At 63.8% G+C, this 13040-nt stretch carries 12 protein-coding genes; 5 read left to right on the top strand and 7 right to left on the bottom strand.

Going from position 1 to position 13040, the window contains the following annotated elements; translation table 11 throughout:
- Window positions 1–3 precede the first annotated feature (3 nt).
- Complete coding sequence (locus O4220_RS06915; RefSeq protein WP_032374789.1) at window positions 4–1110, top strand: ABC transporter ATP-binding protein; 1107 nt, start codon at window positions 4–6, stop codon at window positions 1108–1110.
- Here the strand turns inward: O4220_RS06915 and O4220_RS06910 are convergent.
- Window positions 1107–1580, bottom strand: a complete 474-nt coding sequence (locus O4220_RS06910) for a DUF3995 domain-containing protein (protein ID WP_269602929.1) — start codon at window positions 1578–1580, stop codon at window positions 1107–1109. The two genes, O4220_RS06915 and O4220_RS06910, sit on opposite strands and share 4 nt — an antisense overlap.
- A gap of 77 nt (window positions 1581–1657) precedes the next feature.
- On the opposite strand from O4220_RS06910, the gene O4220_RS06905 reads away from it, so the two are divergent.
- Window positions 1658–3373: an AMP-binding protein gene (locus tag O4220_RS06905; RefSeq protein WP_420030323.1), complete on the top strand. Its 1716-nt coding sequence runs from the start codon at window positions 1658–1660 to the stop codon at window positions 3371–3373.
- A 68-nt stretch (window positions 3374–3441) separates the two neighbouring features.
- Here O4220_RS06905 and O4220_RS06900 read toward each other — a convergent pair whose 3' ends face one another.
- From O4220_RS06900 to O4220_RS06890, 3 genes are all read right to left on the bottom strand, one after another.
- Window positions 3442–4254, bottom strand: coding sequence for an alpha/beta fold hydrolase (locus tag O4220_RS06900; protein WP_420030322.1), 813 nt, complete (start codon window positions 4252–4254; stop codon window positions 3442–3444).
- A gap of 37 nt (window positions 4255–4291) precedes the next feature.
- Window positions 4292–5902, bottom strand: a complete 1611-nt coding sequence (locus tag O4220_RS06895) for an ABC-F family ATP-binding cassette domain-containing protein (protein WP_269602928.1) — start codon at window positions 5900–5902, stop codon at window positions 4292–4294.
- A 133-nt stretch (window positions 5903–6035) separates the two neighbouring features.
- Entirely contained in the window at window positions 6036–6581 is a 546-nt protein-coding gene (locus O4220_RS06890; protein ID WP_269602927.1) for a hypothetical protein, read from the bottom strand.
- Between the two features lie 89 nt (window positions 6582–6670).
- Between O4220_RS06890 and O4220_RS06885 the strand changes: the two genes are divergently transcribed.
- The 3 genes from O4220_RS06885 to O4220_RS06875 all read left to right on the top strand — a co-directional run bounded on the left by O4220_RS06885 (window position 6671) and on the right by O4220_RS06875 (window position 11075).
- Entirely contained in the window at window positions 6671–8500 is a 1830-nt protein-coding gene (locus tag O4220_RS06885) for a penicillin-binding transpeptidase domain-containing protein (protein ID WP_269602926.1), read from the top strand.
- A 94-nt stretch (window positions 8501–8594) separates the two neighbouring features.
- Window positions 8595–10256, top strand: a complete 1662-nt coding sequence (locus O4220_RS06880) for an NTF2-like N-terminal transpeptidase domain-containing protein (RefSeq protein WP_269602987.1) — start codon at window positions 8595–8597, stop codon at window positions 10254–10256.
- A 72-nt stretch (window positions 10257–10328) separates the two neighbouring features.
- Window positions 10329–11075, top strand: coding sequence for a sulfite exporter TauE/SafE family protein (locus tag O4220_RS06875; RefSeq protein WP_269602925.1), 747 nt, complete (start codon window positions 10329–10331; stop codon window positions 11073–11075).
- A gap of 73 nt (window positions 11076–11148) precedes the next feature.
- Here the strand turns inward: O4220_RS06875 and O4220_RS06870 are convergent, their stop codons facing one another.
- The 3 genes from O4220_RS06870 to O4220_RS06860 are packed head-to-tail and all read right to left on the bottom strand — an operon-like array spanning window position 11149 to window position 13018.
- On the bottom strand, window positions 11149–11571 hold the full coding sequence (locus O4220_RS06870) for a low molecular weight phosphatase family protein (RefSeq protein ID WP_269602924.1): 423 nt from the start codon (window positions 11569–11571) through the stop codon (window positions 11149–11151).
- Window positions 11571–12659, bottom strand: coding sequence for an ACR3 family arsenite efflux transporter (gene arsB, locus O4220_RS06865; protein WP_269602923.1), 1089 nt, complete (start codon window positions 12657–12659; stop codon window positions 11571–11573). The genes O4220_RS06870 and arsB overlap by 1 nt, the downstream gene beginning before the upstream one ends.
- Window positions 12656–13018, bottom strand: a complete 363-nt coding sequence (locus O4220_RS06860; RefSeq protein WP_269602922.1) for an ArsR/SmtB family transcription factor — start codon at window positions 13016–13018, stop codon at window positions 12656–12658. The genes arsB and O4220_RS06860 overlap by 4 nt, the downstream gene beginning before the upstream one ends.
- Window positions 13019–13040: the final 22 nt, after the last annotated feature.

Below are 13040 nucleotides of genomic sequence, written 5' to 3'. Positions count from 1 at the left end.
CTCATGGCTGCAATCACGTACAAGAAGGCATCCTGCGTCTACGAAGGTGCCGACAAGCTCGCCGTCGATTCACTCGACCTCGACATTCAGGACGGCGAATTCGTCGTTCTGGTCGGGCCTTCCGGCTCCGGCAAGTCCACTGCTCTGCGCATGCTCGCCGGCCTCGAGGAAATCGACGGTGGTGCCATCGAGATCGGTGGCAAGAACATGGTGGGTGTGCCCTCGAAGGACCGCGACATCGCGATGGTGTTCCAGAACTATGCCTTGTACCCCAACAAGACCGTCGGGGAGAACATGGGCTTCGCGCTGAAGATGCGCGGTGTCTCCCTCGAGGAGCGCACAAAGAAGGTGGCCGAGGCCGCGAAGATCCTCGACCTCACCGAGTACCTGGACCGCAAGCCCGGCAAGCTTTCGGGTGGCCAGCGTCAGCGAGTTGCCATGGGGCGCGCCATCGTTCGTGAGCCGCAGGTGTTCTGCATGGACGAGCCACTGTCCAACCTCGACGCGAAACTGCGAGTCCAGACACGTACGCAGATCGCGGCGTTGCAGCGCCGGCTCGGCACCACGACCGTCTACGTCACCCACGACCAGGTCGAGGCCATGACGATGGGCGATCGTGTTGCCGTGTTACGCGGCGGCAAATTGCAGCAGTTCGCCTCTCCCACTGACCTGTACGACAACCCCGTCAACGCATTTGTGGCCGGCTTCATCGGTTCGCCGGCGATGAACCTGATGACGGTGCCCATCGGCTCGGGTGGCGTGCAGATCGGTAGCTTCCTGCTTCCCCTCGAACGCGACGAGCTCACCAAGCTTGCGAGCCTGGGTCTCGACAACGTCACCGTCGGGCTACGCCCGGAGCAGCTCGGCATCGTGCACGGCGGCGGTGAAGGCTTCGAGGGCAAGGTCGATCTCATCGAGGAACTCGGCAGCGAGTCCTACCTCTACGCGCACCTGGACGACCCGAAGGTCAAGGGTCTCGACGGGGGACCGGTGTCCTTGGTTGCGCGTTCGGCAGTGCGTGCCCCGGCCAAGATCGGCGAGAGCATCGGCCTGACGCGACTCGACGGTGCGATCCACCTCTTCCACCCGGAGACGGGGGAGCGGATCTAGCGCGGTTGGTACGCGGCTTTTCTGGACAGGATCAGGGCGGTAAGAAGGGTTGCACCCCAGAGCAGGAAGATCCCGTCGAAGAACAGGTGACCGTATTTGACGCCTCGGTTCTCGTCCGAGACGACCAAACCGATCACCGCGCCGACGAACGACGCTCCGCCCCAGAGAATCAGTAGTACAGAGCCGGGCCAGGATATGCCGAGGACGAACGACGGCACCCAGGTCCGGTTCTGTGCTGCCAGGCGCGGCCGGTTCATGAACGCGAGGGCCGGAAGAATTGCTGCGGCGAGTTTGACGAGTGCCAGCACCAGCAGTGCCGTTCGTGCCGTTGCCGGTTCGGTGTCGACCCACTCGGTGGCGAATGCACCGACGGTGTCGAGCATCCATCTGCCGCCCGCAGCCCAATAGGCGGAAAACGCGGCGTGGACTATCCCCAATGCGCATGCGATCGCGAAGTATCTGATGGCCACGGTGATCGAGGCTAGCCGAGTTGCCACCCCCGTTCAGGGGTAGCGAGGGATTGTTCATCTCCCCTACCGTGGCGGTGATGGGCATCACAGGCGCAGGAGGAAACATGGCCGAGTCGGCATACACGGCATTCAGGAACGCTCGCGATCTATTGCTCGACGCGTACGGCGAGTACGACCGAGCCGTCGACACTTTCGAGTGGCCGTCGTTCGGTGAGAGGTTCAACTGGGCGATCGACTGGTTCGACGCGATTGCCCGCGGCAACGACGGCACCGCGCTGTGGATCGTCGAAGAAGACGGCAGCGAGGCCAAGTACAGCTTCGACGACATCGCGCGTCGCTCCGATCAGGTGGCTCGGTGGCTCGAATTACAGGGAATCGGCCGCGGCGACTCGGTGATCCTGATGTTGGGCAACCAGGTCGAACTCTGGGAGTCGATGCTCGCAGTGATGAAGCTGGGAGCGGTACTGATGCCGACCACCACGGCCATCGGTTCGAGCGATCTGACCGATCGGGTGGTGCGCGGCAATGCCCGCGCGGTGATCGTGAATCCCTCGGACACCGGCAAATTCGACGACGTGCCCGGAGACTATCTGCGCATCGCGACCTCAGCCCACGACGGCTGGCTCGATTACTCCGATGCTCGTTCCGTGGAGGCCCGGCCGTTCGAGTCCGTCACTGCACCCGACGACCGCCTGTTGATGTACTTCACCTCCGGCACCACCAGCAAGCCCAAGCTCGTCGAGCACACTCAGATCTCCTATCCCGTAGGACATCTGAGCACCATGTACTTCCTCGGGCTTCGTCCGGGCGACGTGCACCTGAACATCAGCTCACCTGGCTGGGCCAAGCATGCCTGGAGCTGCTTCTTCGCGCCGTGGATCGCCGAGGCGACCATCTTCATCTACAACTACGGCAAGTTCGACGCGTCGGCATTGCTCGAGCAGATCCGCCGCGTCGAAGTGACGACCTTCTGCGCGCCGCCGACTGTGTGGCGCATGCTCATTCAAGCTGACCTCACCGGCGGCGGGGGTTCGCTCCGTGAGGCAATCGGTGCCGGTGAGCCACTCAATCCCGAGGTGATCTCCACGGTGCAGCGGGAGTGGGGCCTGAACATTCGCGACGGTTTCGGGCAGACGGAAACCACTGCGCTGGTGGCCAATACGCCCGGAGCCGTGCTCAAGTCCGGTTCCATGGGCCGGCCCCTGCCCGGAGTGCCGGTAGTGATTGTCGACCCCACCACCGGCGAACTCGCCGACGAGGGCGAGATCTGCCTCGACCTGGCGCAGAATCCGTTCAACCTGATGACCGGCTACCTCGGGGACCCCGAGCGCAACGCCGCTGTCATGGCCGACGGATTTTACCACACGGGCGACGTCGCAGCGCGGGATTCCGAGGGGTACATCACCTACGTCGGCCGCACCGACGACGTCTTCAAGGCCTCCGATTACAAGATCTCCCCGTTCGAGCTCGAAAGCGTTCTCATCGAACACCCCGCAGTGGCCGAGGCGGCAGTGGTGCCAGCTCCCGACGAGACGCGACTCGCCGTCCCCAAGGCGTATGTGGCACTGGCGTCGGGCTGGGAACCCAACGAGGACACGGCATTCGAGATCCTCAAGTATGCCCGGGAGCACCTGGCCCCGTTCCTGCGTATTCGGCGTATCGAGTTCTTCGAGCTACCCAAAACCATCTCGGGCAAGATCCGCCGCGTGGAGTTACGCGCCCGCGAGGACGCGGCCGTCGGGCCGCTGGAGACCGAGTGGCGCGACGACCAGTTTCCTGCGCTGAAGAGGTGACGTGAGCGCCCACTATTTGCTCTCGGAGGTGGTATCCCGATTCTCGGGGCGAATTGTGGACGCTCAGGTCAGTTGTTCCAGAACCGTTCGAGGTGTTCGAGCACTTCTGCGGAGGCGGCCATCGTCGTCGCATGATCGAATCCGCGGATGACGTGCAGTTCGGCGTTCGGAACCAGCGCTGCAGCGGCACGGGTGTCGTCGAGCCTGGTGCCGTCCTGAGAGCCGACGTAGAACAGCGACGGTTGGGTGAAGTGCTGCAACACCTCGTCGGGTAGTCCGAGATCGGCGTCGCATGCGCGGATGTACGCAGCCATGGCCTGGGCGTCGTTGGCGGAGAACACCGCTCGGGTTCCAGCGTCGATCGGAAACATGCGGTGGCTGTTCCACGCCTCGATGAAACCGTCCATGCCGCGCTGCTCCAACACGTCGGCGCAGCCCGGGAAGAAGAGCCTGTCGAATGCGCCCGCCTGAGCGCCGTGACTACCGCCGCCGACGGCCAACGATCGCACTCGCTCGGGCCTGGCCGCGGTCAACGCCAAGCCCGCCCGGGCTCCGAACGAGTACCCCAGATAGTCGACGGTGTCGACACCCACCGCGTCGAGTACCGCCGTCAGATCGCCGACGAAATTGGTCATGGCATACGCGTCGGAAGTATGGGGCTTCTCGCTGCGACCGTGCCCGCGACTGTCGACCAGAATCAATTGCCGAGTTCCGCGCAGCGCCTTCACATAGCCGAACGTCCGCCAGATCGTGTGCGTCAGAAAACTGCCGTGCACCATCAACAACGGCGGACCGGACCCCACCACCGTGTACGCGATCCGTGTCCCATCGTCTGCATTCGAGGCGTACTCCACCCCGCGATTGTCTTCCTTCGAGTCCACTCGACGTGACATTGACCCCCCAAAAGGCCACCAAATGTCACATTGAGTCCCCAAGGGTGGGCGCTTCTGCGGCGGACTCGGCGGACGCGGAGGTGGGGGTGAGGTCGACGGTGCGGGTCGGGGCGATGGCATCGAGGAACGGCCGATCGTGGCTCGCGACGATCAGCGCACCCTCGAATGTCTCCAAGGCTTCGATGAGGTGTTGTCGGCTCGTGATGTCGAGGTTGTTGGTGGGCTCGTCGAGCATCAGTAGTTTCGGAGCAGGGTCTGCCAGCAGAATTCGCGCCAGTGCGGCGCGCAGTCGTTCTCCGCCGGAGAGGGTGGCGACGACGGCGTCGGCGTCGGATCCGCGGAACAGGAATCGGGCGAGTTGGCCCCGAATCTGTTCGGCCGTCGCGCGCAATGCCACGTCGGCAACATTCTCGGCCACGGTGCGGGATTCGTCGAATACGTCGAGTCGCTGCGGCAGGTACTTCCACGGCACTTCTGCGCCGGCAGCATCCAGACTGCGCAACAGGGTGGTCTTGCCACTCCCGTTCGGCCCGATCAATGCGATGCGCTCAGGGCCCACGATGTGCACGTCCTCGTGCGTCAGAACCACCTGCCCTGGATGGACTTTCGTTGCCGGGAGGTCGACGCGTATCTCGCGGTCGTCGCGTAGGAGATCCTCGGCGGCCGAGAGCGATGATCGGGCGTCGTCGACGCGATCGGTGTGGGTTCCGCGGAGCTTTCCGGCCGATTCCTGGGCGGCGCGTTTTCGCGCACCCATGATGATCTTGGGCTCGCGTTTCTGCACTTCCATCTTCTTGCCGTAGCGCAGACGTCGATCGAGTTTGATTCGGGTGTCGATCAATTCGCGTTCCTGCTTGCGGACGTCGTTCTTGGCATCGCGGACGGTTGCGCGTGCCGCATCCTGCTCTGCGTCGATGACCGACCGATAGTGCCGATAGTTGCCGCCGAACATGCGCAGCCGCGAGACTCCGCTGCGCTCTGCCCGCACCTCGGCGATGGAGTCGACTCGCTCGAGCAGTTCCAGGTCGTGGGTGCAGACGATCAGCACACCCGAGTAGCCGTCGACAGCTGTGTACAAGCGTTCTCGCGCAACCTGATCGAGGTTGTTCGTCGGCTCGTCCAACAGCAGGACATCGGGTTCGCTCAACAACTGCGCGGTGAGAGCCAACAACATGGCTTCGCCGCCCGATAGGGTGCCGACTCGTCGATCGAGGTCGTCGATCGAGCCGACGATATTGCCGAGACCGAGCTTGTCCAGCAGTGCCAGTGCGCGCTCCTCGATATCCCATGAGGACCCGACGATTGCAAAATCCTCCTCGATGGACGTCCCGGATTCGATGCGGTGCAACGCTTCTCGGATAGAGGCGATGGCCAGCACCGAGTCCACTGGAATATCGGGGTCGAGTGCGACCTCCTGGCGCAGATAGCCGAGTACGCCGGGAATCGAGATCGAACCGTGTTGCAGCGTCAAATCTCCGGCGAGCAACTTCAGCAGTGTCGACTTACCGGCACCGTTGGATCCGATGAGTCCTGTTGTGCCGCTTGGAAAGATGGCCGACATGGCGTCGAACACGGGGTCGCCGTCGGGCCAGGAGTACGTCAGGTTCGAGACAGAAAGGGAGGATGAATGAGGCATGGGCGCTCCAAAGGTGTGCATGCGGACGATCTGCAGGCGTCTAGAACCTTTGGAAGAGCAATGGCCTCTCCGAATCTGTGGGCAACAAGGCAAGACCCACGCTAACCCCGAACCGGGCCAGCGCGCAATCGAATTAGACCGACGGCCCCTTCTTGCGCAGCTCGTCGACCGTCTCCATGGCCCCGCGGAGCTCGTCCAGCCATTCCTGCGTGTGTTCGCCGACCAGCTTCACGGCCCACGCCAAGGCGTCCGCGCGGGAGCGAGCGACCCCGGCATCGACGAGGGTGTCCAGGACGCGACGCTCGGGCTGACGCAGGCGCGTCATGACCGGAACGGCGAGATGGGTGAACAGGATGACCTCCGTCTCGGTCCGAACTCCCCACGCGACCTTGCGGCCGTATCGCTTCTCGGCCTCGGCTGCGATCTGGATGCGGTCACCACGGGTCGTTTCCCGGAAGCGAGCGATGCGGCCCTCGACGGCGGCGGATGAACTGTCCTGTTCGCTGGGCAGCGTGCCGACGACGACGATCTCCTCACGGTCGACCTCGATCGAAGCGTCCCCGTCGAACCAGCTATCGGGGAGTCTGCCGCCGAACCAGTCGACTGCATCGGTGGCATTAGGGATGTCTGCGTGCTGCCAGCCGCCGGGGCGTCCGAACGAGCGTCCGTTGGGTTTCATGAGGTCTCCTCGATGTGAAGTAATACTGATTACATAATTACTCTCATTTCCAGAATCGCGCCACCATCGGTTCGTCGGTGGCCTGAGGCATGATCGACGTCGTGCGCACATCGAGAAAATCGACGACTTCGGCCGTCATCCTGACCGTTCTGGTGCTGGTTCTCGCTGCCTGCGGTCAGAGTGGGCCCGATCAGCCGCAGACCGTCGCCGAGCAGTTCGCGGAGGCGGTCAACAGCTCCAACATCGAGCAGGCAGCCGCGTTGACCACCGATCCGACCGGAGCGAGCGCAGCGCTCACCGCGCTGTACGACGGGCTGTCGGGCGGCGGAACGGTGACGGCCACTCCTGATTTCGAGGCTGTCGACGCCAACGAGGATGCAGGCACGTTCACGTTGAATGCCGGCTGGCGTTTCTCGACGACCAGTGACGGCACCGCCGAACCGGACGGTGAACCGAAGGAGTGGAACTACACGACCTCTGCGACCGCGGCGGAGACCCAGCAGGGGTGGAAGATCACCTGGGATCCGGCGATGTTGGTGCCGGGCCTGACGGCCGACTCGTCGGTGCGATTCACTCCGACGGACGCGCTCGTCGCGCCTCGTATCTTCGATGGCAACGGCGTCGAGCTGATGTCGCAGCAGGTGGTCACCCTCGTCAACGTCGATGCGACGGCCGATCCCGTCGCTGTCGCGAATCTCGTCGGATCCGTCGTTCCGGGTATCACGGCCGAGTCCGTCGCTGCGACTGTTGCTGGTGCGCAAGGTAACTCGGCGACGATCGTCTCGCTCAGGCAGTCGGATATCGACCCAATCGGTGCCCAGCTCGCTACCATCCCTGGAGTCACGCTCGCGCCGCAGACGCGGCTGTTGGCCACCGATCGCAACCTCGTCTCGCCGGTACTCAGTGATCTGACGACGCTGTGGGAGCAGGAGCAGGCCGCCAATCGCGGCTGGGCGATCCAAGCGGTCGCGGCCGACGGTGCCGTCACCCAGCTCGCCGGACGCGATGCAAGCACGGGCGAGGACATCGCGACCACCGTCGATTCTGCGCTGCAACTCAAAGCCGAGAACGCCCTGGCGTCGTTGCCGCAGCAGGCAGCGATCGTCGCGCTTCGGCCGTCGACGGGAAATGTTCTGGCCGTAGCTCAGAACGCCGCCGCGGATGCCGAGGGCCCGATCGCCTTGACCGGCCTCTACCCGCCGGGGTCGACATTCAAGACGGTCACCACCTCGGCTGCTCTGCAGTCCGGATCCGTCACCCCGGACACGGTGTTGCCGTGCCCGGCGACCGAGAACATCGAAGGCAGGCAGATCCCGAACGACGACAACTTCGATCTCGGCGACGTGCCGCTGCACACCGCGTTCGCAAAATCGTGCAACACGACGATGGGCCGGCTCGGCGTTGCTCTCCCACCGAACGGTCTGACCGATGCGGCTGCTCAGTTCGGACTCGGCGTCGACTACGTCACCCCGGGCCTGACGACCGTTACCGGCTCGGTGCCGTCGGCCGACACCCCGGCGCAGCGCGTCGAATCCGCCATCGGTCAGGGGCAGGTGACTGCGTCACCGTTCGGTATGGCGCTGGTGGCGTCGTCGATCGCGAACAATGGCTTACTTCCGCCGACGGTCGTCGCAGGTGAGCCCGGCGTGGGCAACATGCAGCCGGCAGCGGTGAACCCTCAGGTCACCGAGCAGCTGAAGACTATGATGCGCGAGACGATCACCGGCGGTACGGCCACGGCTCTCAACGATATTCCCGGGTTGCTGGGCAAGACCGGCACCGCCGAATTCGGTGCCAACAACGAAGGCGCTCACGGTTGGTTCGTCGGAATTTCCGGCGATCTCGCGTTCGCAGTCTTCGTGAACAACGCGGGGAGCTCGACGCCGGCCATCGAAGCCGCGGGACGTTTTCTGCGGTAAACCGACCACGACGTATCTCAATCGTGACCGGCTCGTATGAATACCGTGCTTGTTACTCGTGTGACTACAGTGAATATTGTGACTCATGAGTTCTATGAGTCGTGTCCGTCGTGGCCCGCGCAAGGTTCGCGGTCGCTACCTCGTCGCTGTGGCAGCCTCGGCGACATTGACGGTCTCGGCCGTGTTCTGGATGGTCGATCGGCCACCGAGCGAAGCCGAAGTGTTGGTCTCGAAGTTCGTCGATGCGCTGGACAACCGCGATGTCGCGGCCGCCGCCGCGCTCACGACCTACCCGAACGCCGCGACAGCGGCTCTGAACCAGATGTTCGACGGCTTGTCGGCCGACGGCACGTCCACTGGTGATTTCGACCTGACCCAGTACATGGACCTCTCCGACGAGAGCGGCTTCTTCACTCTTGCGTCGGCGTGGAACTTCGGCGAGGGCAAGGATTGGAAGTACAGCGCACAGGGCTCGACCAAGAAACTCAGCGTGGGCTGGCGCATCGCGTGGGATCCGGCCACCCTGGTACCCGACCTCACCTCCGGTGGCTCGGTCCGTTACACCCGTACCGACGCCGCGCCGCCGCTGATTTTCGACACCGCGAACAACGTGCTGATGAGTGAGCGGACCATCAACGCCATCTCCCTCGACCCGGCGCAGATCAGTGATCCGGTTGCGTCTACTACCCAACTCGCCGACGTCATCGATGTCGTCGCGCCGCTCATCACCTCCGAATCTATGCTGGCTGAACTGAATTCGGCCGGCGGTGCGCCGATCACCGCGGTGACTCTGCGTGACGACGACTTCGCCGTTCTCGAGGACGATCTGCGCGCCGTGCCGGGTGTGGTGATCTCCCCGCAGCCGAAGCTCATCGTCGACGACCGCCGCATCACTTCACCGGTGCTCGATTCTCTGCGCACCGCATGGCAAGCAGGGCGCGACGCCACCGCAGGCTGGGCCGTCGACACCTACACCGTCGACGGAACCGGCGAGCGACGCGTCGGATTCCAGGGGCCGGGTGGGCCGGATCTGCATGCGACGCTCGATCCGCGCGTGCAACTCGCGGCAGAGAACGCTGTGGTGATGGCGGGGACGTCCGCGTCGATCGTGGCGTTGTCCACCTCGACCGGTGCGATCATCGGTGCGGCACAGAACAGTTACGCCAACGAGCAAGGAGACGTGGCCTTCGGTGGTTCCTACCCGGCCGGCACCGCGTCCGACCTGGTCAAGGCTGTGCAGTCCGATCGTGGTGACGACAGCGGCGAGGACGCAGCCGCGCGACTCGGCCTGGGAATTCATTACTCCATGCCCGGGCTCGACGCCTACACCGGAACTCCCGCCGGAAGTCGTAGTGCAATCGACGGCATCCGCACCGTGTCCACGGCCTCCGGGGACGGGGCGACCGTGACGCCGTTCGGACTCGCACAGATGGCAGCCGCGATCTCTCGGGGCAGCGCGCCGACGCCGATGATCGTCGCCGGACAGACTGCGGTCGCCGATCGCGAAGCCGAGCCGATCGGAACGGACGCGACAAACCGGTTGCGCGGCATACTCGCCGACTCGTCGAGCAGCAGTGGCCTCGATACGTTCGATGGCGTCCAGGGCTTCGCTGGGGAGAGCGGCGACGACCGATTCGTCCTCGCCACCAGTGGCGACGTTGCCTTCGCGGTGTACATCGAGGACGCCGACGGTGGGGATCAGGCAGTGCGGATGACGAGTCGGTTGCTGCAGGAAATGGCGAACCCGGTCGAGTGATTTCGGGCAGGAGTGGAGTCTGCGGAATGGCCAGGGAGTCGGCCAGATAGTTAGTCACGGTAGCTTTGGCCGGTGACTGTGCTCGATTTCGGACTACTGGTGGTGGCCGGGTTCTTCGCCGGCCTCATCGGGTTCGTCACCGGGCTCGCGTCTCTCGTGTCCTATCCGGCGCTGCTGGCGGTGGGCCTGCCCGCGGTGTCGGCGAACGTGACGAACACAGTGGCGCTGGTCGCTGCTGGCGTCGGCGCTACGGCGAGTTCCTCGGCCGAGCTGGCCAAGGACGGCAAGCAGCTGGTCCGCTACGCGATCTACTCCGCGCTCGGCGGCACCACCGGCGCGATCCTGTTGCTCACCACGCCGGACGGCTCGTTCGAGGTGGTCGTGCCCTTCTTGGTGGCGATGGCTGCCATCGCGCTCTTGCTACAGCCGAGAATTCGAAAGCTGTCCGGTGACAAACAGTTTCCGACGCTCTACCCCTTGGCATTGTTCGCCGTCGCGATCTACGGCGGTTACTTCGGTGCCGGGGCCGGAGTCATCTTCCTCGCTTTGGCGTTGATCTGCACGTCGGATACCTTCTGGCGTGCAAGCGTTCTGAAGAGCTTCTTTCTCGGTATCGCCAATCTCATTGCAGCAATCATTTTTTCGTTCTCCGGCCAGGTGCATTGGCTGGCCGCGCTCGCACTCGCGATCGGATGCTTCGTCGGGGGAGCCTGCGGGCCTCCGACGGTCAAGGTGATCTCGCCGATCATTTTGCGCGTAGGCGTCGGGATTCTGGGTCTCGGACTCGCAGGTTGGTTGGGGTATCAGGCGTTCGGCTGATAGTCAGGTGCAGGAGTGTCCACAATTCCGGCCGGGAGGCGCGATCCCGCTTCTGGAACGAAATAGTGGACACTCAGGTCAGTGGTCTCGATTGCAATCGGGACACAAGTTCCTCGACGCGACCGGCAATATCGTCGCGCACCAGACGCATCCGCTCGATCCCGTCGATCCCGCGCGTGGACGGCTCGTCGGTGTTCCAATTCTCGAAAATCGGACCGTCGACCGGATCGACCTTTGCCTCGCTGCCGAGAGTGATCACGTAGTCGATGTGAGACAACAAGTCCGGGTCGATCGGTTTCGGTTGTTCGCCGGAGAGGTCGACTCCGACTTCGAGGAGAGCCTCCGCCGAGAGTGCGTTGACCGTTCCGCTGGGCTTCGTCCCAGCCGAGTGCACCTCGACCGTGTCGCCTGCGGCCTTGCGCATCAGACCAGCAGCCATCTGAGACTTGCCACCGTTCTTGACGCAGACGAAGAGCACGCTTGGTGTATCGGACATCAGGATTCCTTGGATGACGTGGTCGTGGAAAGGCTGGGGGAGAAGCGTTTACGCAATGCGAGTGAGACGTAGACGAGGCCCACCAGTACCGGCACCTCGATGAGTGGTCCGACGACGCCGGCGAGGGCCTGCCCGGATGTCGCGCCGTAGGTCGCGATGGCGACGGCTATGGCGAGCTCGAAGTTGTTGCCTGCGGCCGTGAATGCGAGGGTGGTGGTGCGCTCGTAGCCCAGCCCCATCGCGGCACCGAGGGCGTATCCGCCGCCCCACATCACCGCGAAGTACACCAGTAGCGGCAATGCAATTCGGATGACGTCCCACGGCTGCGATGTGATTCGATCACCCTGCAGCGCAAAGAGAATGACGATGGTGAACAGCAGACCGTAGAGCGCCCACGGGGCGATCCTGGGGATGAACTTCTCCTCGTACCACTCGCGGCCCTTGGCGCGTTCGCCGAAAAGGCGCGATGCGAACCCCGCTATCAGCGGGATTCCGAGGAAGATGAGTACGGACTTTGCGATCTGCCACGGCGACGCCTCGATGGTGGTCTGCGCGAGTCCGAGCCAACCGGGAAGAACCGAGAGATAGAACCACCCGAGGAAGGCGAACATGAAGACCTGGAACACCGAGTTGATCGCCACCAGCACGGCGGCGGCTTCCCGATCTCCGCAGGCGAGGTCGTTCCAGATGATGACCATCGCGATGCATCGAGCCAGACCGACGATGATGAGGCCGGTCCGGTACTCGGGCAGATCGGGAAGGAAAAGCCAAGCGAGAGCGAACATCAGAGCGGGGCCGAGAATCCAGTTGAGGAGCAGTGAGCCGATCAGCAGCCGCTTGTCGCCGGTGACGGTGTCGAGGCGGTCGTAGCGCACTTTGGCGAGTACCGGGTACATCATGATCAGCAGGCCGATGGCGATGGGGAGCGAGACGCCGTCGATCGAGATGGACGACAAGGCGTCGTTCAGCCCGGGGATCATGCGTCCCAGAAGCAGGCCCACAACCATGGCCACGCCGATCCACACGGGCAGGAACCGATCGAGAGTGGAGAGCTTGCCGACTACGGCAGTATCGGTGGTGGTGCTCATGCCATCACCGCGGTCGGGTCGGCCGAGCTGAGAACCGAGGAGAGTTGTTGCAGGGCAGCTGGAACCACCCAGTAGTAGACCCAGGTGCCTCGACGCTCGCAGTCCAGCAGCCCGGCCTCGCGAAGCACCTTGAGGTGGTGGGAGATGGTGGGTTGGGAGAGGTCGAACGCGGGGGAGATGTCGCAGACACACGCTTCTCCGCCGGCGTGACTGGCGACGAGGCTGAGCAGCCGCAGGCGGACGGGATCACCCAGTGCTTTGAACATGCGGGCGAGATCTCCAGCCCAGTCCACGGTGAGGGGCTCACGGATCAGTGGCGAGCAACATTCGCCGTCGACGGGTAGGTCTTGATTCGACATTCGTCTATATTGACGTATACCG

The sequence above is a fragment of the Rhodococcus ruber genome, assembly GCF_027270735.1.
Lineage (GTDB): Bacteria > Actinomycetota > Actinomycetes > Mycobacteriales > Mycobacteriaceae > Rhodococcoides > Rhodococcoides rubrum_A.
This window is presented reverse-complemented; position numbering and strand designations above follow the sequence as displayed.